Genomic DNA, 22,892 nt, shown 5'->3' with positions numbered 1-22,892 from the left:
AAGTCTTTTCTTCTAGAATCGATGAAAAGTGGATGCCATTTAATAGATGGTGATTAGGTTGTCTTCCTTGGAAATATTATTTAAATAACTTCTGATAATTCGTGCAGTATCATAATTGTTGGGCTGACTGATTAATTTCCCTAAAATATCATTGAAATTATTAATTGTATCGTCTTTATCGATATAACCGTAACCTTCATATATGCCATTGACAAGATAAATAAACGCATCCTCGCCAGTATGCCTTCCTCTAAGTTTTAGTATAGTTCTGTGTTTTTCAGCTTGAAACTTTTCAAACGCTCGCTCAAATCTTTGATTGTAATCTTCTATTGATTCCAAACTAGCGCAAACACAAGCCTCTTTGTTTACGGTATAATTACTACAGGGACCTTTCACCGTTTCCAAACTACAATGTTTTCTGCACAAGTTATATGTGTTACAGAAACGTTCTAATTCATCCTTAACCGACTGCCTGTTGAAAAATTTCTCAGGCATATTATCAATATGGTCTTTTCTAACAATTTTTAATTTGCTAATCCCTTTAGCCGTTTTAGTTCGATTAATAATAAATGGTGCGGCATTATTAATTTGTTGTGTATTGTATTTTGGGTTGTGTTTTTTGATTTGAAACGATTCAACAAGCTGAGCAATAACATCATTTCCTGTATATTCTACATCAATTTCCTTTACTTCACTATAGTTTACACTGTTACTTTTTGACGCCTTCGAAAAGTGACTTTGTAAACGTTTTCTAATATATTTTGCCTTACCTATGTAGATTACTTCATCATTTTCATTTTTAAAAAAATAAACTCCAGGTTGAGTTTTGAATGACGACCAATCATATTCTTGATTTTGGGATTCCAGAGCTTTCAAACTTGAAATTGCTTCATTTTTATGAAGGACAATAGATGTGAAGAAATGTATCAGTTCTTCAGGATATAAATTCTTAATTTGATTAGAATCAATGTGGTGTGTTTTGTAAAACTTATTTTGCTGAGCTTCATTATACCATACATACTTGCATTTTACTTCAAAATTATATCCTATGCTTTTGAACAAAGATTTTAACAACCTGAACTGAGTGGGATTTGAAAAGATCAAGTCATTTTCTTGAATTAAATAAATTAATTCATCAGCTACGTCGCTAAAAGGCGGTGCTGAATTAATTTCCAGTCTATTCAATTTTTGTTGTGAGAAAATCTTTTTTGGAACTGTGTAATGAGGTTTGAACTTCAACGTATGGATCTCCTCATTTCCCACGATTATTTCATAGGGTAAACTTGCTTTTTTTCTAAATGGTATAGTTTTAATGTATATAAATAGCATAAGGACAAAATTAGGATTTATTAGCGAACTGAGGATCTGAACTCCTAATGGATCTCACGAAGAATTTCGGTTACATTTCAATACTGTTGTAAGTTCAAGAGAGCCATTTCAAACTTTTTTTTAGAAGGGGAAGCTTCGATCCTACTGCAATTAGAGGACAGAATTATAACATTAACGGAAAAATATTTTGCCTTTTATCTTGATACATCGTTGCTAAGCGAAGGGTCATTTTGTAATTTAGCGTTAATCGAACGTTTAATTAACGCTAAATCAATGATTGAAACCAAATATTACACCTGTGAGTATTGTTTTAAGGAGTATACACCAAAGCGTAGGCGTGTCCAAAAATTCTGTAGCAACTCCTGTCGTTCATCTTCACATCGATTACGAAAGTCTAAAGAAAAGGAAAAGGATGAGACCTTACCTACTCCAACCACAAAAACCGAAGTGCCTCAGGTCCCTAACCCAGATAAAATATCTGTAGTAGGTGTCGGAAATGCAGCACTCGGTGCTCTCGCTGCTGATGGTGTAAAATCAATTTTCACATCGCGTAAAAATAAACCTGCCACTAAAGGTGATATAGATTTACTAATAGAAAAACTAGGTGGTCGTTATCACTTAATCAAAAATATTCCACCGAATATACATGGTGAAAATGCTTATTATGATTTGCAGGAAGGGATCTTTGTTTATTTGAAAACATTTTGAATTCTAAAAAAGTATAAATTTCAATTAATTAAGTTCTAGTTTTGACAACATGTAATCTAACTTTTTCGAAATTGAATTTAGTTTAATATGATTCTTATTGAATTCTTCCAAATAAAAAATTTCAATTCCAAAATCTTGGCATTTTTCAATTAAATGAGCTTGAGGTTTGTAATATGATACAAGTATTGATTTAGAGCTTATACCTCCATAAAATTTACCAATTGCTCTCATTTTATTGATGTCAGATTGGGTGACCATACCAGATTTACATTCTATAAATAAGATTTTTTGCCCCGTATTAATTAATATGTCTATTTCATTCTTATCTAACTTGCTATCAGAATTCGATTTAATTGCTAAACTCATGTGAACTTCTCTTGCAGATTTCCATGAAGATATAGCAGAAGCCACAATTAACTCCCACCAAAGACCTGATGATAATATTTTAAAGGCATTTGCACCTTTAGATACTATATTGAATTTAGGTGCAGAAACATTTAAATGTAAACCGTTCCAATCAATACTAAACTTTTTGTTTTTATAAGTAAAGCTTTTGCGCTCACTTTTAACATCTAGTGCTCTCAATAGCTTAAATAATTCTGAAATACCAGACTTACTTTTCCTTAACTCTAATATTAGATTTGCTAACTTTAAATCTTCATTTGAGAAATCTTTTAAAGATGTGGATGAAAATGTATTGTGATTTGAAAGTAAAAGGAAATTTTTTGTTGATATATTCTTTTGTAGTTTCGTTTGTGTACCATTAGATATATCTATCAAGTTTTGGTTTTGATCAATATAAAAACTAAAACATTCCAAAGTTTTAAAGACCTCTTGACTTGCTAAAGCCATAAGCTTTGTACCACTTGTTAAATTTAGCTCAAATGTTGCACCTTCATTGTCGCAAATAATATTTGTTACAGTCTCCTCAATTGATTTATAATTATACGGATCTACTTGATAGCTAATAGATTTATAGCTGGAAAGGTTTTTTTCTAGCCTGTTTTTTAATCTTACCGATTCCTTTGTATATAGAATATGGACTGTATCTGGATTTCTTTCCAATACGCCTATATATACAGGTAAAATCTGACCACCTAAAAGCGTTATTTGATGTGTCATTCTTTTAAAAATAATTCTGGTTGGTTAATATCTGGATTATAAACAATATTTAAAACTTCAGTCCCAGGCAATGGTTTTCTTAATTCCTTTATATAACCCTCAAAATCTACATATGTAATTTTACATCTATAATCTTTACCAAAAATAGATGCAGCTGCCACCATTGACTTTTTACCACCTGTAATATCAATTGTAATTTTTTGTGATTCAATTTCATATAATATTTCTTTCAAGGATTTGTATATCGTATTAAAACTTGTATCCGAAATAGTAATCAAATTAAATTCATTTTCTACAAACTCTTCAACACGATTAATAACCTCTTCCTTATGTTCTGTTGTAATCACATAATGTTTAATTGGTTTAATTGTATTGGCAGAGAGAATTATAGGTTCTGGTGAGAATCCTAACATAGAAATTAAAACCTCTTCTTCATTGAAGAGACCTTCATATTTATTTTGGAAATTCTTAATTATTTCTGGAAATAATTTATCAAAATAAAGCTTTTCAGCTAATTGAAAGTTTCCATGTTTAGCTAAAGCTAACCATTCATCTGTATATTTTAAATTAGATTCCATTTTATTCTAATATTATTTTAGCACTTCGATATTTAAGAAGATATGATTCTAGATTATATTCCATCTTATTAAGTTGACTACCAATAGTTAATATATCATCTTCGAAATCAGCTACATAAGAATATTTACCAACCTGAATTTGAGAAATTTTATTGTTTTTTATCTTATAATAAGAAGGTGATTCATCAAGTAAATTTATTAGTCCACTATTTGATTTGAGTATCTTAATTGTTATATCTTCTGGTATTTGTTTAGGCTTAATTTCTTTTAATTCACAATGGTATGCATAATAATCAAAGTACTTACTTTTAAGAGGCGATATATTGAAAACATAAGGTGCTGTAGCTATTTGCCATTCAATAAATGCCTGCATATTTACCTTTTGATTTTTCTCTAAAACTAAACCGACTTCAAATCCATTTTTAAGGCCATGCTTACCATCTATATTTGCTGTAAAAATCATACTCTTTTCTGGTGTAAGAATCCCTTTGGAATGGTTATACACATCTCCATAAATTTTACAGCCTAAATTCGCTAACAATGTACATCCTTCTATATGATCTGACCTATAATTCATACCCCTCGAAAAAATATAAACTACATTTCCCTTTTTTATTACCGATTTAAGGGCATTTATGAATTCTGGTAATACATTGAGTCCAACAATACTATAGGTAGATAAATAAACATCCCCAGAACTATTTTCTATAATTTTGACTATTTCCTCATATAAAGATTGTTGATGGTCTTCGAAGGTAAATTTTAATTTTGTTTCGGATTTTAATGCTTTTGCCTTTTCTGAAATATTTTGATTACGGGAAACAATAAATTGTTTGTTAGAATTAGCTGTGATGAATCTTGTATATTCAGTACCATTTTGAAAAATTTCATCAAAAAGGTTGTCTAAATGACTTAAAGCACTTGTATTCTCAATGAAAATACCCGTTTCTGGATTATTAGTTAAGGAAGTTGTAGTCATGTTGGCACTTGTTAGCAACCCTTTTTCCCTATCTGAAATCAAAAACTTGGCATGAGCTGTTCTTGTAGCTCTTACATGAGCACCATTTGAGTACAATTTTTTAACTATATCAAGATGTACTTGATTGAAATTTTCTATCATTTCCTCTTCTGATAGTAATGATGTAGAAAACTTTGATTCATCTAATTGAGTTAAAATAAAAACAGCGACATTAGTTTTTTTTAAAACATTTTCTAGTTCTGTATAAATCTCATTATCAGTAATGATAAATGAACATAGTTTTATAGAAGACTTTGAATTTCTTATTAACTCAATGACTTGCCTTTTTATTGAATTTTGATTAGGCAAGGTGATAAAAAAATCATCTCGCTCTAACCAAGGGTTATTATTTCTGTTTTCATTGAGAACAAAATAACCTCCTTTGAAGTGCCCTTTATCATTTATCGTATTTATATTATTCATTGACCAATTCTTCTATGTGCATGTGTTGATTAATATCGATTTTTTCTAGTAGTTCAAACTCTTCTAATAATACAAGTGCTTTACGATAGTTGTCATATTCCAATAGTTTCTGAATAACATCATCCTCTTTCAAGCCTTTAGCTTTTGATACTTTTAAAACATGAAATATTTCCATTAAAGCTTTAACAAATTTACATTCAGTTTTAAATTTTATAAAAACAACCCAAATACCTTGACTAGTTGAAAAATCAATAAATGCATCTCTTGTTCTTAATAAATTCCCAAGAAATTCTCTCCTATTAGATTTTATATTATAAATCAGCTCCTCTGTAACATTTAATCCTATTTCAAAATCTGTATTAATAATATTAACATCTGATAGAGATTCAATAAAATAAATTTCTTTTAAAGCTTTTTTTAAATCTTCATTTGTAACAAATTGTAACCTCTCACCTTCTTTTTCTTTATCAATTTCAATCCAATTTGAGGCAAATGCGAACTTTTCATTTTCATTATATTTCCAAGTGTTAATTCTCAATTCTAATTTCTGGATTTTATCATAGATTTTGGATTCAATTGTACTTATTCTAGAAGAATCTCCAGTAACAGCTAACGGGTCTAAAAGCTCTCTAAATAACTTATCTCCTTTCTTTAACAACCCCACCAAAACAGGTATTGACATTTTGGTAAAATCAATCGTTTCAATTTCTTCAAGTCCTAATGGTATTGCCCATGTTTCTCTTTTATTTTCAGGAATATTAAATATATTTTCAAAAATTTTTTCTTTAATCAATGGTTCATGAACAATATTTGGTTTGAAAGGTTTATAAGATTTTGTATCCCCTCTAGAATTTGTATAATATGTAAACTCATTTTCATTAAAAAATGATTTAAGATATTTTGCAGAGTATAACTCACTACTTAATGGCTTAAAGTCAATCCCATCCAAATAAAAATTATGTTGACGTTTTTGCAATCGCTTTTCTTTGGAAAAAATTAATATATCTCTTCCAAGCTCTGTAACATTTAAACTATTCTCACCTTCAATTAACCTTTCAGATTTCATTTGCTCAATCCTCAATTCAACACCTCTTTTTTGAACACTTAAAAATTGGGCTATATCAAGACTAGACATTTCATTATTTAAAAGAATACAATTAATAATAGCTTTATCTAATTTTTCTAATGGATCTGGTGTACTATCCAGTATGGTTGCATGAATACAATAGATTGGATATTGTATGTAAGCAATTGATTTTAATTCAATTCCTTCTTCTTTTTTAGACTGATAATATCTTTCTATGTCTAAACTAAACGAGCCCATTTTCTATCTTTTGGAATAATTAAACTAATTCTACCTTTTGATTGGTCTATTTTTGAAATTTCCATTTTATAACAGTGATTTATTTCAAAATAATTGTGATCCTTTTTCGGATTATAAAACAAACCATCAAAGCCTTTCTCAATTTCAAACAAATAACCAATATCTATTTCCATTTTGTAATTAACTACTATAACATCTCCTATTCTTTTGGATTTAAAAAATTTTAATTTTTTAAGACTCGATTCAAATTGATTGCTTTCATTTGATTTAATTTGTTTTCTTTTATTCTTTAATGTTTGAGGTTTATTCATCGAAAGATAAACGCGTTCATTCTTATGATCTATAAATGATATGTACATAGAATATTCAGTATCTCTATCAAATTCAAAATTTTTGTCAGAATCTCTGAACATGCCTTCCACTCCTTGCTTTATATAAAAAATATGTCCGATATAATTAGGCTTTTCAAAAGATAGTTTATACTTGCAATTGTGCAAGCTTCCAATTATTAATTTTGATTTAACTAGTTGAAAATTAGATTTTAAGTCTTTGAAGTCTGTGAGATTGACAAAATTGCCAATACTATCATTATTACTTAAATCCACTAATCTTGAGAAAAGGCCTGTATAGTTAAATAACGTGTCGTAGTGGCTACGAGGGTCAGTTAGCGTCTCTGAATTACCTACTAGAATTAATTTCTTTTTTGCTCTTGAAAATGCAACATTTAATCTTCTTGCGTCATCTAAAAAGCCAACTTTTTTGTTCCTCTGATCTGGTGATGCTGCTCTAGTAAAACTAAAAACAATTACATCAAACTCCATCCCTTGAAAAGAGTCCAATGTGGATACTTCAATTAAGTTAGAATTGTTATGTCCTTGAAGAGATTTTTTAATATGCTTTACTTGTGATTTATATGGTGCTACTACAGCAAATTTATCTGGTGTAAGGCCTGATTCAAGAAGTTTAGGTATAACCAAGTTACTAATGCAATAGGCTTCAGAATCGTTTTGAGCAGAAAAACCATCAAAACTCTCATATGGTCTTTGAGCGCTAGATGTATTAATAAATACCACTTCTTTCTCAAAAGGACTTGGTAGTTGTAAGCGGTTTTCATAAGTGTGTTCGCCCATTTTAACCTTTCCTTCATAAAAAGAATCCGAGATAAATTCTCCAATGTGTGGATGCATTCTATGTTGATAGTTTAAAAGCTCTTTATTTTCTTCCGGAAACTGTTTATTTTCAATTCTCTTAACTAAAAATTCGAAAAAAGAAGTTTTTAGTGCATGCTGAATATCTTCTTTTAAAAAATTCTTGCCGTATTTAGATTTAGGAAAACTTGTTGCTTCTTTCTCATCAAGTAAACTTCCATCTATATACGGTGGCAATTGCAATTGGTCTCCTACAAGAATAACCTTCTTAGCCATGGAAATAGCTGCTAAAGTTTCTGAAATATTAGCTTTACCTGCTTCATCAATTATAACAGTATCAAATTTTAAATTGTATTCATTCAACTCCCTGTCTGTTCTAACACCGATACAAGTAGCAAATGCCACATCAATAGATTTATATAAAAGAGGCTTAATTAATATTTCTTTTTCATGGGATAAGTTATTCTTCCATTCAATTAATAAGTCTTTCAACTTATTTACATTTGAGAATGATGTTTTCGACAGCATTTCTAAAAATTCATAATTCTTATTTTGTAGTACCTCCTTAAAATCATCTCTATAATCTGCACTTCTTTCAATGATTATACTTTTAATCGCAGGCCTTAATGTACTAAAGTCAACATCTTCTTCATGCGATAATATATAATCTAATTGATTAATGTTAGTTGTAATTAATTTTTCAAAATCTTCAGAATAAGCCTCAATTAGATTATCGATTTGATATTGCCTTAAATCTTCCTTAATTCTTTGTGCATTCCCAAGTCTCACACATGTTAGCGATTTATTTCGTGCTACTTTTTCAAGCACATTATCAACCGCTATATGAGTTTGGCTAGCTACAAGTATTTTTTCTCCCTTGGAAATTAATTGCTCTACCACCTCTGCTATTACAGTAGTTTTTCCCGTTCCTGGTGGCCCCTGAATTAGAAACACATTATTATTTCCTACTGCTTTCTTAACTGCCCTGACTTGATTATTATTAGGTTGTTTCTTCTCTGTTTCCTCTAGAAGTTTATTATTATAGGCCAAAGTGATTTCTTCAGGTGGCTTTATTTTTTCTGGTCTAACCAATAATGATTCAATATGGTCTAATTTTAATTTTTTGTCAAAAAAGTCTTTAATAACTTCTCTTTGAACTTGATATTGGCGAAGTGAAACCTTTGGCTCTATAAAGAAGCCATCATCTAAAATATCCAAAGGTTTATTTAAGTTTTTTAAGTGCAGTTTGGCTTTCTCATTGTTAGCTTCAACTAAAGCATCACAAAAAACAACGAATTCTGTATCCCTGTTCTCACGATGGGATTTTTCTTCTGTTCTAATCGTAATCATTTGGTTTTCATCTCCATCTCCACCAAACAAATCATCTAAATCTAACTCTATTTCAATAGCTGTTTCTGTAATAGTATTTGGTATAACCTTATAACTATTTACAGGGATCCGATCCTTTTCCTGGCCTTTTCTTTCATTATTTTCTTGATATTCTAAAAAATTATTAAAAATAGATATGGAAAGCCCCTCTTCTCTTAAAATAGCACCTGATTCTTTTTTTAATTTATTCAAAGTTTGAAATGCCAACACTTTACTTTGAATCTTTATAAAATTATTTTTTTGATTAGAATCTAAAGGTCTTGAGCTTGTCGTAGATAAGAACCGAACTTTACTATTTAACAGAAATGTTCCTGCATTTAGATTATTTGTTTTATCTAATGAATGCCACTTTTTTGTTCTTTCTAATGATAGGCTAAAAATCACAAAATTATAATCTTGTTCTTCAACAAAAACACGCCCAGAAACATATATTTTCTCATTAAACAAAACCCAATCATGTATTATTTCACCCTCGTTATTATCAACCCTTGTATTTGTACGAACCCAATATTTTTGATTACTCAAAAACTCTAGACCATCTTTTTCTGTTTTATTAGTACCTATATTGGGTAATAATGCATTCTTAAAATCATTATCCCATGCTTTTGTATTTATCCCAAAATTTAAAAACAACGTTGTTTCAAGAGAAATAGCACTTGAATATAATTTAGCGTCTTCTGCAAACCATCTTAAAACACTTTCTCGATCTTCTTTGTTTGCAACAGTATAATAAATTGATTTTTTGAACGCTTGTGATGACTTTAAATCTTCATCTTGGGTTTGATAATCCTCTTGAACAATTTCTACTTCATCATCTAATTCAACATCTTCTTGAATTCCTAATTTTAAAAACTGATTTAATTCATCTCTACCATTTAAAATAAGGTTTAGGGTATCTCCAATTTTATAGAGTGACCTTTGATCATTTGATATATTTATAATGCCATAAAGGTGCGAATTGATTGAAACTACAAACTTATTAACCAATACTTCTTCAATAGTTCCATTTAACTTTTCTCCAATTTTATACTTGTTCCAGTTATTTTTTTCACTAGGCCTATCAATAAGATGCTTTTTACTTACTATTACATCCTTGTTTTGTTCATTTTCCAGAACAACGACCTTTAATCTAGTGCCAACTGTAAGGGTAGAAAAAATCTTTTGTGAATGGAAAATATTCCAAGATAAATTCTGAAGAGGAAGAATTGCTTTTTGATTATCAAAGAAATCAACAATAATTAATGATGGGTGGATTATTTCGACAATATCTGTCTCTACTATTGTCCCCCTTTCTATGGCAAGAGTTGATTCAGTCTTATAAGTATTTTCTTTGGTATCAAAATCTAGCTCTATGCCATTGATGTAATTGGAAAGAAGCCTATAATTTTCAATTGAAATTTTTGTAGTGGGACGTTTTTCGATATCTACATTGATTCTATCATAAAATTTAATAGCCTTGTCTAAAGAAATATTTAATTCTCTTAAAACTTTATTCAACCTAATATAATTAGGTTTGGGTATATCAGTTGATTTTAAATTAATTGCTCTATTAAAGGTCTGTTCAGTTCCAGCTACAGATTTTGAAGTCAGTTCAAAATTAATCTCATCTCCTATTTTAAAATCCTTATAATCTTTAAAAACATAAGACACTCTTTCACCTTCACCATATTCTATGAATCCTAGGTTAGAACTTATTTTTACTATTTTACCTTTCATGAATCGATAATTGAAATACTGTTATAATTAATTTATCAATAAAAAATCTCTATCACATTAGTATACACTGAATTCGAATAAAAATTAAGGTCCAGAAGTCACGTCATTTCTCACTATTAATTACCAAACATTTCTCTTCTGATCTGTCAAAATAGGATTAGCCATACTAGTTTTACCATAAGAAGGCTTACCCGTTTTATGGCAATAATTCTCAGGAAAGTTATAGTTCTCGTATTGAACCCAAGTCATATAAGAATCATAACTCATTGGCTTGTCAGGATTGTATGGTATTTCTTCACCTGTTCGAATACAAAACCCTTTTTTTTCTTTTGGAACAATTCTGCTTACTCTTCCATTATAATGAAATTTCTTTTTAACCGAAGTAGTACTTGTTGTGTCTACTCTTTGTGGTTTTTCAGAATATTTCTTCTCGATTATAGTTTCAGTCTCCAAATCAAATTCCTTTAAAGATTTAGTCTCTGGTAAACGAGATCGACTATCAAAAAAATCATCTGTGATATCATAAATCACCTTCGATTCTTGGTATTGTTTTGTTAATCCAAATAACTTATTGGAATACGTAGGTTTCTTTAGATATATAACGGTACTTAAATTATTAACTAATTCGAAAGTATAATTATATGTTTGTTCAAAAAGCTTGTCTATTGGATTGAGTGGTGTTTTTTCAAAGTATACTCCATACTCAATATTATTGACCATAGAATATCCATAGAGATTTAAAGAGGTAATTAAGCCCTCTCGTTCATTAGCATAATGTTTGGCATGCAAATCTTTATTGTAGAGAATCGTAACATTTTTAAATTCTTTTATAAATTCTAAATCATCTTTTTTAAAACTGTTATGTTTATATTCTTCGTTTTTTCCAAAAACAATATATAGCGCAATACCATGTGTGCTCTTAATTTTATCCAATACTTCTTTTATGTGGTCATCCAATTTTATGAATGGTGATACAATCACCACGTATTTCTTGGCTTTCCAAATAATATCTGTTAGTTTGTTTTCTAGGGTTTTCCCAGTTAAAAATGTACTCATTGTAGGTTATTAAATTTGAGTTTAAATATATTTTTATGTTATAGTTGTTTCAGTACTTTATAAATCTCTACCATGGCTAAGGTATCCAGCTCGCAATATGCTAGTAAGTTTTTTCTAGTTATTTCTTTATCTTCAGCAAAATTCTCATCTAATATCATGCGTCCCCAAGTATCCAATGCCATAGTACCATCTTGAACTTCTAAATTTGAATACGAAAACTCAGGACACAATACAGGTAACACCTTTTTTATAGAAGATGACCCATGAAATCGGTAATCCACATAGTCCGTTTTAAATATTGTCATTAAATCAAACATGTGATTATTTATATAATTAAGATAGTCGCTAAATTCAGGAATCCAGTTTATCATATCCTTATTTCTACTGACTTCAAAAGGAGCGTTCCAAGAAACAAAAGTTCCTATTTGCCCTGTAAATGCTTCCATTTTTTTAAGCATATCTGTGGGTTGCTCCATTTTATCTCCAAGCCATTCAAAGTGGGTTAATTCACCGCTTGCCTGCATGGTATGGATAGACACCTGAAATACCAAATGGTCGTGAGGTCCCATTCCATCCAATTTTGGAACGGCTGTTGGATAGGTCTCATAATCCACAAAATGCAAAGGGAATTTAAGACCTGCCAATATCTCCGTTATCGCAGGCTTGTTAATAAGAACTTGTTCTTGTCTTACGGATTCTACACGCATTTGCTGAATATCACTTAAATCAAAATCCAAAGGAACATCTAAAATGCTAAGATGATAATTATCAACTAGCTGCTCTATTTTTTTAGCCGAAATACGAGGAATCTCATAAATACTAAACTCAGGTACATCTTTATTAAAATAATAAAAGGTATCACAATGGTTGCTTCTGGTATTGTACCTACAAGCACATTGCGTTTCATCAATAGCTTCTTTATTGATATAATTTGAAGCCGCATTAATGTCATTTACAACCGCAGAATAAATGTTGTTTACTTTATCTGTGATCTCTGTTATTTCTAATAATTCAGAAGGCACAATGTCTCCTTGTTTTATATAGTCTTTATTTAAGTGGATTATGGAAACTTTAGAGACCGTTAAACCACATTCCGTAAGCACATACTTCTGAAAACAAGCATCCTCTACCTTTCCTTTTTTAACACTCGATGCTGATTTAATTTCGTAAATGTGATAGGTGCCATCTGGTAATTTTTCTAATACATCTATTCTCGCAAAAACGCCTTTATCAGTTAAAAATGAGGGTTGAAAAAATACGGTATTGTTAGTAGCTAACTGTTGCTTTGTATATTCTGGTGTAGAATTTTCTGGTAGGTCAATCCCATTAGGAAATAACAACTTAGCATACTCCTCTACCTCATAACCTTCTTTAATAAGCTTTTCTAAAAACAAAGAGAACTCTCCATTGATATACTTTTCTGGTTTGTTTTTCAGTAACCATAAAGATTCTGGGCAGTTTAAGTATTGGATAAAGTTGGTTTTTGTAAGTTGGCTTAACATTATATGATTTTTAATTTTTTCAAAATGTCGTGCTTAAACTTACTCAATGGTCGTTTATGAAAATCTTTTGCATCTAATTCTGTACCAAATAAAATTCTATAAATTTCATTTTTGCTTAATTTGATAGAGGGGAATAATTCTTGAATCTTTTGAATATAAGTGTCAGAATATGCTTCTTTGATTTTTATCAAATCACCTAATTCTGATAAATGAGCATTATACATCTGGTCAATTTTCAATTGTTTAATTGTATCATGCGACTTTCTACTACCATTGGTGTCAAACTCAACATAAACTTTATACTTGTCCAATGACTTTTGAAAAAAATAATTGAACGCAAACTCATTCGTTTGTCCAGAATCAACATAAGGATGAATATGTTTTTTTAATTCAAGTATTGTATCACTCTTCACTGAACTATTACACGTATAACAGCTAGGAATAAGATTATAAAAAGAAAGAGACAGTAATGGGAACTTTGACTTTGGAAACCAGTGATCAAATTGAGGTCGCATTAACTTTCCTTTTTTACGGTCTCTTATTGTAGTAGTATAAGTCCTATTACAATATACACATGAACGCATATTAAGACTATCTGATAGATGATATGCACTATAAGAATCTTCACTTTTTAACCCAGTAAACCAATCATAATCAAATCCTTTACTAAGATCATACAGTAAATTATTAATTTTATCATAAGTTGATGATTTTCTTTCATTACCAGATAATGAAAAGTATTTTTTTAATTTATTATAATCGGTTTTAGCCAATACAAACTTATATAAATCATCATTTGTTTTCAATATGTCCTCTGGTTCTTCACAAATAATTGTTTCTAGTTTTGCCTGTTTAAATAGAAAGTCTTTTACTCTTTTAACAACTGCCTTACTTGATTTGTAGGTATGATTTTGAGTTGATTTACAAACTTGACAACCTGAATTAGAACATTTTTTTGCATTAAGTTTTTTGGTGATTCTGCATTCAATAATAGACCAATGCTGGTTTACAGCATCAATGATTTCAGGGCTGTTTTTATCTATATAAATCACTCTTTTAAATCATTTAAATTTAGTCCAGCATCTTTGGCTATTTCTCTAATTCGTTTCTCAGCAATATCTTTACTAATACTCTCCGTAAATATTTCATTATACTTGTCTTCCAACCTATATCTTATTACAGGTTCACCTATAAGGTTAATAATTTTTAAATGATAACTTCTGTCCCTAGAAATATCACTTTTTTCAAAACTCTCTATTAAATTATTGTAGTTTTCAGAATCTCGGTGGGTTTCATTTCTATCTTTTTCCGTAACTTTAGATTTGGCTTCTATATAATTCAAAAATTGAATAGTTTCTTCAATTTTTTCTTTTGCAAGTTCTCCCATAAAACCATCTTTCATAAAAAACTCATTATCTAATAAGTCATGTATATTAGCTCCAAAAGTTTTATTGTCATCATCAATAGGAGTACCATCATCCAACCTTAGTGTAAATTGAGTAGGAATGTCAGATAAAATATATGGTGAATGTGTTACAAGACAAATATTTAGAGCGTCAACATCATCAATATCTAACTTGCTAATGGCTTTTAGGAGAAAAAATAAATACTTTCTTTGCATTTCAGGATGATAATACAATTCAATTTCATCCAAGATTATATTTATATTACGGTATTTAACTAATGAATTTGAATTTACTGAATTCAGGTTTGTTATATGATATAACAAAGAACTTACAGAATGTATTTGCTGTTTTTCACCAGAACTCAATTTATCAAAACTTGAGAATTCATCCTTATTATTTTCAAGTAAAATTTCTGCTTTAAATATTGGTGGTGGAAGAATTTCAATAAGTTTTGTTGATTTTAATTCTAAAAAATTAGTAGAATAACCTCCATATAATTTTTTACTAAAATAATCTAGGTCTAGAACTATTTTCTCTTCTTTTTTGATTAAGTCATAATACTTTAAGTAATTTATAGATTGCCTTAACTTATATGTTATATGGCTAAAATCTTTTTTTATGGCATTAAGATAATTACTGTAATTAGTTTTAGAATTTTTTAGAAGACCCGTTTTTGGGTTAAAATATTTGAAATAATTTTTATAAACTCTGGCTATTTTAACTAGCTTATGGATTAAGTAATTTTGATTCTCAATAACTATTACATTTTTAATTTCTTCAGGTGTTTGAGGGATTTTAAAAGTCGAGTAAATAAGATCTAAAAGAGTTTTTCTTTTACGCTTCTGCTTTAAAAAAGCTATCAATGTTTTACTGTAATTCCTAGTATAAAATTCAAAATGAATTTGAGAAACTTTTTGAAATTCGGTTACTTGAACTAAAAAGTTTTGATCATCAAATTGCTCTTGAAATAAATTCGCTATTAATCGTTGCTTTACTAATTCATTCTCAATATTAATATCAATGTTCCCATCAGTCCTCATTGGATTAATTACTAGAGGTGTTTGATATGCATCATTTTTATGAAATAATTCTTTTAACCAATCATTTCCCCAAGAATTATTCAAGGCATAATGTGAATAATTAACTGCGACTGTATAAAATAAATTGCTGAAATCACTAAAAGTAATAGGTCTAAAGATATCTCCACTGTAATAGATTTTATTATTCGAATCAACTTTAAATTCTGAAATACTTACTTCATTTTTTAAAATTTTAATACAGAACAATTTACCATTTAAAAAGTAATAAAGCTTTATTGCAAGTCCATCAACATAAATCATATCGTTGGTTTTCAACTCTTTTACGAAAAGACTTGAAATGTTATTTATCATTTTAAAAAATAATTCAAGCATCGTACTTTTTCCTGATCCATTTTTACCAACTACACAAGTAATATTAACTTTCAACTTTTGTCTCCCTAAATCTAAATCGTAAATTGAGTTATCTATTGATTCGTCATAAAAGAAAACACCATTATCTAAATGAAAACTTTTTTCAAAAAAATATGGTTGCTTTTTTAAGTTATTCAAATGACAATCTTCACACTCTTTTAATGGTTCTATCGCAATAAGTTTAAATCCAATATCTCCAATGGTCGATATATCTTTCAAGTCATTTTTACTTTCGAGTTCGTATTCGACCTTTTCTAAATTAATGTAAAAACCATCCTCAGATTTATTTTTAGAATCTTCTAGAAATTTTTGAAACTCCCTAGAATATGCTATTTGTTTTTGTCCTTTGTTGAAAACTAAATACGAAATATGTGTAAATTCTCTATATATACCATTTTTATCATATAGAGGGTTGTCATTATAGTTATATCGTGCTACATTATCAATTATAGCAGTATATGGTTCATATTTGTTGGGTTCTTTCTCAATTATTCTAGCAGATATTAAAAATGTTCGAGTATTTTTATCAATAGGTAAAAAACTATCAGACCTAATCCAGAATAAAAAGATTGTAAAAGAACTAAAATTAATTCCATGCCAATTTTTAAATTTATTGAAATCAGCTTTCTGCAATCCCTTTATTCCTCTAGTATAAATTCGTTCAAATACAATCCATATTTGTTTTTGTGTAGATAATGGTCTTACGCTAAGAATGGAAATATTTACAATTGCTGGACAACCTGTATAGTCAATATTTTCAAATGTTATATCACTTTTTAAAATATTTAGAACAATGTTTAATCTTTTAGTTCTTAACTCATCTCTAGTTCTATTACCGTTAATAGATGCAAATACATGGATAGGATCGCTAGAATTAATACCCGATTCATCTATAAATTTATCAAACCAATCATTATTTAATCTAAAATCTGCATCTCCAATTAGGTCTTGCCATAATTGAATGCCAGAATTGTCTTTATTAATCTTATAATATTCTACTAATAACTTAGCTAATTCATTAAATGCTATCCACCACTTAATCATAAAACTTGATTTGAAATATTTATATTATTAAAATCAAACCTTTCTAAATTTTCAATACAATTTTCTATTCTTTTAGTTTTATAAATTGTCATGCTACCAGATGAATAACCCATTTCAGAAAGCCAATTTAATAGATGATGAAACATGCCGAAATTGGGTATTTTGGAACTTAAATATTTGAATAATTCATCGTGCATTACTGATGGGTACTCAAAATCATATTCACCTCTTGTAATTAAATGACTATAATTAGATTTGAACTCATCGGTTTCAATGAATTTTAAAAAAAGAACAGCAGATTTTTTAAGTTTATTAAATAAATAATAGAAAAGGATAGTTGGTAATTGATAATGGAAACCTACAACTGTATCAGATTTTTGAACTAATGGATTGTTATAAAAGCGTTCAGGGAAATTGTTTGACTTTAAATAATCGATATTATAAAAGTCCTGAACTCTAATTAAAGTTAAGTCATCAATAAGCTGAAAAGTGTCACTTGGAAAATCTAAATCATCGATATTATATGTTCTATAATTCCCATTAAATCCTCCATAATTGTAATTACTATGTAAATGAGTATTGTTTAGATACTGAAATAGCCTTGCTATTTTATTATATTCTTCTTCAGTCATATTATTCAAATTTTAATTTAGGCAACCCATCAACAATATCAACAGTTTGCACAGAAACATTAATAATACTCATTAACAAATCAAAAATGTAGCTTGGTTTGTCGTGTTCTTTACTCCAATCGTTTGGATCATTGGTAATGCCAGATTTCTTATCTGTTTTTACTTGGTAGCGTTCCATAATCCACTCGATGGCAGATTTACCATTGACTACATATTGGTATGCTTTTTCTGGAATATTTTTTATGGTTAAACGCGCATTATAATTAATGGTTTCCTTCTGGTCTTTTTTAGGGAAACGCATTTTGCTTACGCTGTAAAAATCATAAGCATCCATTTTAATTAGGGCGTCTTGACCAACCACCTCAACCTCTGGGTAAGGCTCAACCGACTCATAATTAATATGCAAGTTTGCCAAGGCACGACCTGCTTTACTAAATTTCCAGAAGTCTCTTGGGCTGTCAACCAATGGCAAACGTGGTAACATTTTTTTAAGGTCGTTGGCAAAGGTTTCTCTATAATCTGGGCTATGCAAAATACCATAGACATAATAAAAGATGTCTTCTTTAGTTACAGATTTACCATATTGCTTTTGGGCACGCTCCAAAATAAAATCACTAACACCATCACGTTGTATAAACTCACTTTCTCCGTCTCGGTCAAATAAACCTGGGGTTTGTTTTGTTCGTTCTTCGTAGTAGTATAGTGGGAAACATTGACTTCTTGATACTATTTCTACATTGGGAATTTTATTTACGAGGTAAGCAGAAAAATTATTGGTACTACCACGTGAGCTTATACAAATTACTAGATTCCTAACATCTTCATAAGGAAAGTAATCTGGCATTTTGTTAGTATACTCATTAAGCATTTTACTTAGATACAAATTTGTTTTACAAAATGGCCTATAAAAACCTAATCTAAAACTACCTGCACTTAAAGCAACTTTTTTATCTCTAACTAAATCATTTTTCAAACCTCTAGTCCAACTAATATATTTTGAGTCATTACTTAACACATTTAAATCAAAGACTTTTTTAAGAGCCTGTTTAGGTTCAATATTGTTTTCAACAACATATTTATTAAAAATTTCCGACTGATTATTATAGAATTCAATGAACTTCGATAAGTTGATTTCTAAGTTTTCTTTAGAAAAAGAATAAGTCCATGGGTCTCTATTAGTTTGTAGTCCCCCAGAATAATTTTTAAAATAAACTTGTTTTGGACTCTTTCGATTACCAATTTCTATAAATTCTTTGAAACTTTCATTTCTTACATTTATCCAATCACCTTCTTTATTTGGTTTTAAGGTTTTCCATTCCATTTTCGAATTAAAAACCGTCTTGAATTTTGCAATAATATCCAGCTTTTCTTTTTGGCTTAAATAATCACCAATATCATGGTATTTTATAATGGCCTTTTCATTTTTGGCATCTGGGTTTTTTACTAAAATTGTAATTGACACGTTAGTTCTTGAACCCTGTCCAAAAACATTATCTTTTTCTTTACGTCTCAATTCACCTGATGTGCGGGCATTCCCTCTTAGGTTGAATACATAAATAACATCAAATTCCTTTTCCAACACTTTTCGAAAACCATCCTGTGAATTACCATCTAACCAAGAGCCATTGGTTACAAAAGCAAGTACACCTCCTTCATCTGCATTTAATCTATCAGAACTCCAACGAAATGCTTTGATATAAGAATCATATAAAGAATTTTTATTAACCGCTTTTGTTTCAGCTGCATATGTTTCAGAAATTCTTCTATCTAAATTTTTATATTTTAAATTCTGTGCATTATCATTAGAATCCTTTTGTCCAACTGAATATGGTGGATTACCAACTATCACACGAATAGGTCCTTTTTTCTGAATTTCCAAACGCTCAGAATTTTGAGGAAACATTTCAGAAAAAATCACGGAATCCTTGGTTTCACCTAATTGAAAAGTATCAGTTAAACAAATACCATCAAAAGGCACATAATCACCTTCGTTGCCCATAACATCATGGTAGGCATTTTCAATATTAACATCGGCAATATAATAGGCCAATAATACAATTTCGTTGGCATGTAATTCGCGTTCGTATTTACGCGGTAAATCTTCTTTTTTAATGAGACCAGACTGTATTAAGCGCGTAATAAACGTGCCTGTTCCTGTAAATGGGTCGAGTACGTGTACGTCTTCATCAGAAATGGTTTGTCCAAACTCTTGTTGTAAGACATCATTCACCGAATGCAGAATAAAATCGACCACTTCAACTGGTGTATAGACAATACCCAATTGCTCCACCATTTTAGGAAAAGCGGTTTTAAAGAATTTATCGTACAACTCAATAATGATACGTTGTTTGGCTTCGGCATTGTCGATACCTGCGGCACGCATACGTACCGATTCGTAGAATTTGTTTAGAACTTTGGTGTCCTTTTCAAGTGCGCCTTCTTCCAATAAGCCCATCATGTGTTCCATAGCCATAGAAACTGCATTGTTATCTACAAAGGAATAGCCTTCAAATAAGGCTTCGAAAACAGGCTTAGTAATCATGTGCTGGGCTAACATTTCTACTGCCTCCTTTTCTGAAATACTGGAATTAATATTGGATTGTAATCCTTTTAAAAATTTGTCAAAAGCTTTTCTGTGCTCTGTTTTTTCTTCAATAAGATAGGTAATACGTTCTACCAAACGCTGGGCAATTTCAGCAACATTAGTTGCCCATTGTTCCCAATAACGTCTGTCACCAACCTTTTTAACTAAACGTGCATAGAGTACATTTTGTAAGGCTTCAAATTGAAAAGCGAATTGCTCATTTAATTTATCGGTTTTGTAGCCACCTTCATTTTCATTGACCCAATTACCATTTTCATCAAAGGAATAATCAGGGCGACCAATAAGGATTTGGTCTGGTCGTTTTTTATTAAGGTCTATTTTATTGATAATGGCATTAAATCTATCGTCATGAGCTCGTAAGGCGTTTAAAACGGTCCAAACTACAGCATAGCGTTTGTTGTCATCCAAGGCTTTATCAGCTTCAACATCGGAAGGCACTAACACAGGTATAATAATGTAACCGTATTTCTTACCTTCCGAACGTCGCATCACACGACCAACGGATTGCACAACATCAACTTCAGAATTTCGAGCTGAAAGGAACATTACTGCATCGAGAGAAGGAACATCGACACCTTCACTTAAACAGCGAACATTGGTTAGGATTCTAGTGTCATCACTTTCTTCTTTAAGCCACGATAGTAATTCCTCACGTTCTGTTGCGGACATAGTTCCATCAATATGTTGGGCTTCTGTACTGATGCGAACCTTTTGTTCTTCTTTTGGAAGAGACTCAATATATTCGTTAGAAACGGTATTGAAATAATTAGCAATCGTAGTCGAAGCTGTTGCCGACGAATACGCTGTTGGATTAATACGAGAGCAAAACGCAACTGCACGTTTCATGGGTTCTGGGTCTACTTCTCGTAATGAGCCATCATCGCCTAACATTTGTTTTGCCAAAGCATTGATACAACCAATAAGTTTTGAAGCATCATCACTATTAATTTCCTGTTCTTCATCAGAAATCATTTTCTGAACTGAAGGCGGCACGTCTTTATCACTTAAAGTGAGAATGAGGACTTTATAATCCGTTAAAAGATTACGTTCTACCGCTTCACCAAAACCTATTCGATAGATTTCTTCACCGTAAATAGCTTCGTCATCCATGGAACACAAGAGGACATCTTCTTGAGCCGCTTTATCTTTTGCTTTTGGGTCATACAGACGTGGTGTCGCTGTCATGTACAGACGCTTTTTGCCCTGAATGAATTCATTTTTATGCACTTTTACAAAAGCAGATTCGTCTTCATCACTTAAAGTTACACCAGTGGTACGATGGGCTTCATCACAGATAATTAAATCGAATATGGATGCGTCACCAATATTATTCTGTAATGATTTTTGAGCCCTTGCGATAACATCTATAGATTGATAGGTAGAAAAAACGACAGTCATTCCATCATTACCATGCTCTTGGTAATAAGCAAATTGTCTAACAATATTGTCGATATCTGTAGATGCCGGTAATGCTAAATCTACGGTACTATAAAAATCGGCATCTTCACCTTTCTTTTTCTTTTTGGTAATATCGGGTTGAGAACAAATACAAATGGCATTAATTGGATTTCTGGCTTGGGCAGTCCATTCATTTAAAGTTTGACCTATCAACGCAATTGAGGGCACTAAAAATAGGATTAAGCCTTTACCATTGGTTTCATGCTCTGCGATACGCAAAGCGGTAAAAGTTTTACCAGTACCGCATGCCATGATGAGTTTTCCTCTATCATGTTTTTTAAAATAATTGTGGGTATCGTTTAATGCAGTCTTCTGATGTTTTCTAACTTCATATTTAGGAACAAGTGCAGATTTTCCAGTAATGCCATCCTCTAATTTCTGCCAATCCACAGGTGCTTCTTCTAATGCGAATAAGCCAAGACGAGATAATGGGATATTTTGGACAGCAATAACATTCTCAGCATTCTGAGTCCAGCGTTTTCCTGTGGTATCTATCCATAAACGATGTGCAAAACGAGTAGTTTTTAAATCATCTCCTTTAAATTGCGTACTCGATGCGGATAAAAAGCTATCGACTGCTTTTTTATCTATAGTTGCTCCTTCAGCATAGCATTTACATTGTACTGCCCAATAATCACCTTCATTGGTCTGAGCAACAATATCGATTCCTGTATCATTGCCACCTAAATCCTTTCGACTCGGAAATTCATTCCACAGCCAAACGTTTTTGAATTTGTTAGCATATTTTGGATCGGTTTGTAAATAAGCAGCCATTAGCCGTTCAAACTTATCTCCTTTATCACGTTCTGAAAATGCGTATTTGCGGTAGTTGGTTAGTAGTTGGTTGAATTTCATATATAGCCTGGCCTGTATTTAAACAGGAGTTAAAAATTTTAAAATTATTGGGTCAACTAGAAATTGGTCTAAGGGACTTTAAAGATAAAAAAAGACAACAATCTTCAAAATTACAAATAGAACAAATT

The 22,892-nt window shown here is 30.5% G+C and carries 13 protein-coding genes; 1 reads left to right on the top strand and 12 read right to left on the bottom strand.

Annotation, left to right across the window (positions count from 1 at the left end):
* Nucleotides 1–39: 39 nt before the first annotated feature.
* Nucleotides 40–1,329 carry a GIY-YIG nuclease family protein gene (locus tag F1003_RS11495; RefSeq protein ID WP_155089571.1) on the bottom strand — a complete coding sequence of 430 codons (1,290 nt, stop codon included), beginning with the start codon at nucleotides 1,327–1,329 and terminating at the stop codon, nucleotides 40–42.
* A 273-nt stretch (nucleotides 1,330–1,602) separates the two neighbouring features.
* Between F1003_RS11495 and F1003_RS11490 the strand changes: the two genes are divergently transcribed.
* Nucleotides 1,603–2,037: a hypothetical protein gene (locus tag F1003_RS11490; protein ID WP_155089570.1), complete on the top strand. Its 435-nt coding sequence runs from the start codon at nucleotides 1,603–1,605 to the stop codon at nucleotides 2,035–2,037.
* 24 nt (nucleotides 2,038–2,061) lie between these two features.
* On the opposite strand, the gene F1003_RS11485 is transcribed toward F1003_RS11490, so the two are convergent.
* The 11 genes from F1003_RS11485 to F1003_RS11435 form a co-directional block, all read right to left on the bottom strand.
* Nucleotides 2,062–3,159 (bottom strand): Card1-like endonuclease domain-containing protein, encoded by a 1,098-nt coding sequence (locus F1003_RS11485; RefSeq protein WP_155089569.1) that lies wholly within the window; start codon nucleotides 3,157–3,159, stop codon nucleotides 2,062–2,064.
* Nucleotides 3,156–3,737, bottom strand: a complete 582-nt coding sequence (locus F1003_RS11480) for a hypothetical protein (RefSeq protein ID WP_155089568.1) — start codon at nucleotides 3,735–3,737, stop codon at nucleotides 3,156–3,158. The genes F1003_RS11485 and F1003_RS11480 overlap by 4 nt, the downstream gene beginning before the upstream one ends.
* A 1-nt stretch (nucleotide 3,738) precedes the next feature.
* On the bottom strand, nucleotides 3,739–5,178 hold the full coding sequence (locus F1003_RS11475) for a phospholipase D-like domain-containing protein (protein ID WP_155089567.1): 1,440 nt from the start codon (nucleotides 5,176–5,178) through the stop codon (nucleotides 3,739–3,741).
* Nucleotides 5,171–6,502: a hypothetical protein gene (locus F1003_RS11470; RefSeq protein WP_155089566.1), complete on the bottom strand. Its 1,332-nt coding sequence runs from the start codon at nucleotides 6,500–6,502 to the stop codon at nucleotides 5,171–5,173. The genes F1003_RS11475 and F1003_RS11470 overlap by 8 nt, the downstream gene beginning before the upstream one ends.
* The gene (locus F1003_RS11465) at nucleotides 6,484–10,755 is read right to left on the bottom strand and encodes an AAA domain-containing protein (protein ID WP_155089565.1); all 4,272 of its coding nucleotides are present in this window, start codon (nucleotides 10,753–10,755) and stop codon (nucleotides 6,484–6,486) included. The genes F1003_RS11470 and F1003_RS11465 overlap by 19 nt, the downstream gene beginning before the upstream one ends.
* A 120-nt stretch (nucleotides 10,756–10,875) precedes the next feature.
* Nucleotides 10,876–11,811: a phospholipase D family protein gene (locus tag F1003_RS11460; RefSeq protein WP_155089564.1), complete on the bottom strand. Its 936-nt coding sequence runs from the start codon at nucleotides 11,809–11,811 to the stop codon at nucleotides 10,876–10,878.
* 38 nt (nucleotides 11,812–11,849) lie between these two features.
* On the bottom strand, nucleotides 11,850–13,313 hold the full coding sequence (locus F1003_RS11455; RefSeq protein WP_155089563.1) for a DUF2779 domain-containing protein: 1,464 nt from the start codon (nucleotides 13,311–13,313) through the stop codon (nucleotides 11,850–11,852).
* Nucleotides 13,313–14,365: a hypothetical protein gene (locus tag F1003_RS11450; RefSeq protein ID WP_155089562.1), complete on the bottom strand. Its 1,053-nt coding sequence runs from the start codon at nucleotides 14,363–14,365 to the stop codon at nucleotides 13,313–13,315. Before F1003_RS11450 ends, F1003_RS11455 begins: the two co-directional genes overlap by 1 nt.
* Complete coding sequence (locus F1003_RS11445; RefSeq protein ID WP_155089561.1) at nucleotides 14,362–17,214, bottom strand: AAA family ATPase; 2,853 nt, start codon at nucleotides 17,212–17,214, stop codon at nucleotides 14,362–14,364. Before F1003_RS11445 ends, F1003_RS11450 begins: the two co-directional genes overlap by 4 nt.
* Complete coding sequence (locus F1003_RS11440; protein ID WP_155089560.1) at nucleotides 17,211–17,846, bottom strand: hypothetical protein; 636 nt, start codon at nucleotides 17,844–17,846, stop codon at nucleotides 17,211–17,213. Before F1003_RS11440 ends, F1003_RS11445 begins: the two co-directional genes overlap by 4 nt.
* 1 nt (nucleotide 17,847) lies before the next feature.
* Complete coding sequence (locus tag F1003_RS11435; protein ID WP_155089559.1) at nucleotides 17,848–22,764, bottom strand: DEAD/DEAH box helicase; 4,917 nt, start codon at nucleotides 22,762–22,764, stop codon at nucleotides 17,848–17,850.
* Nucleotides 22,765–22,892 lie beyond the last annotated feature (128 nt).

Origin of the sequence: Winogradskyella ouciana, assembly GCF_009709615.1 — a bacterium.
Classification (GTDB): Bacteria; Bacteroidota; Bacteroidia; order Flavobacteriales; family Flavobacteriaceae; genus Winogradskyella; species Winogradskyella ouciana.
This window is presented reverse-complemented; position numbering and strand designations above follow the sequence as displayed.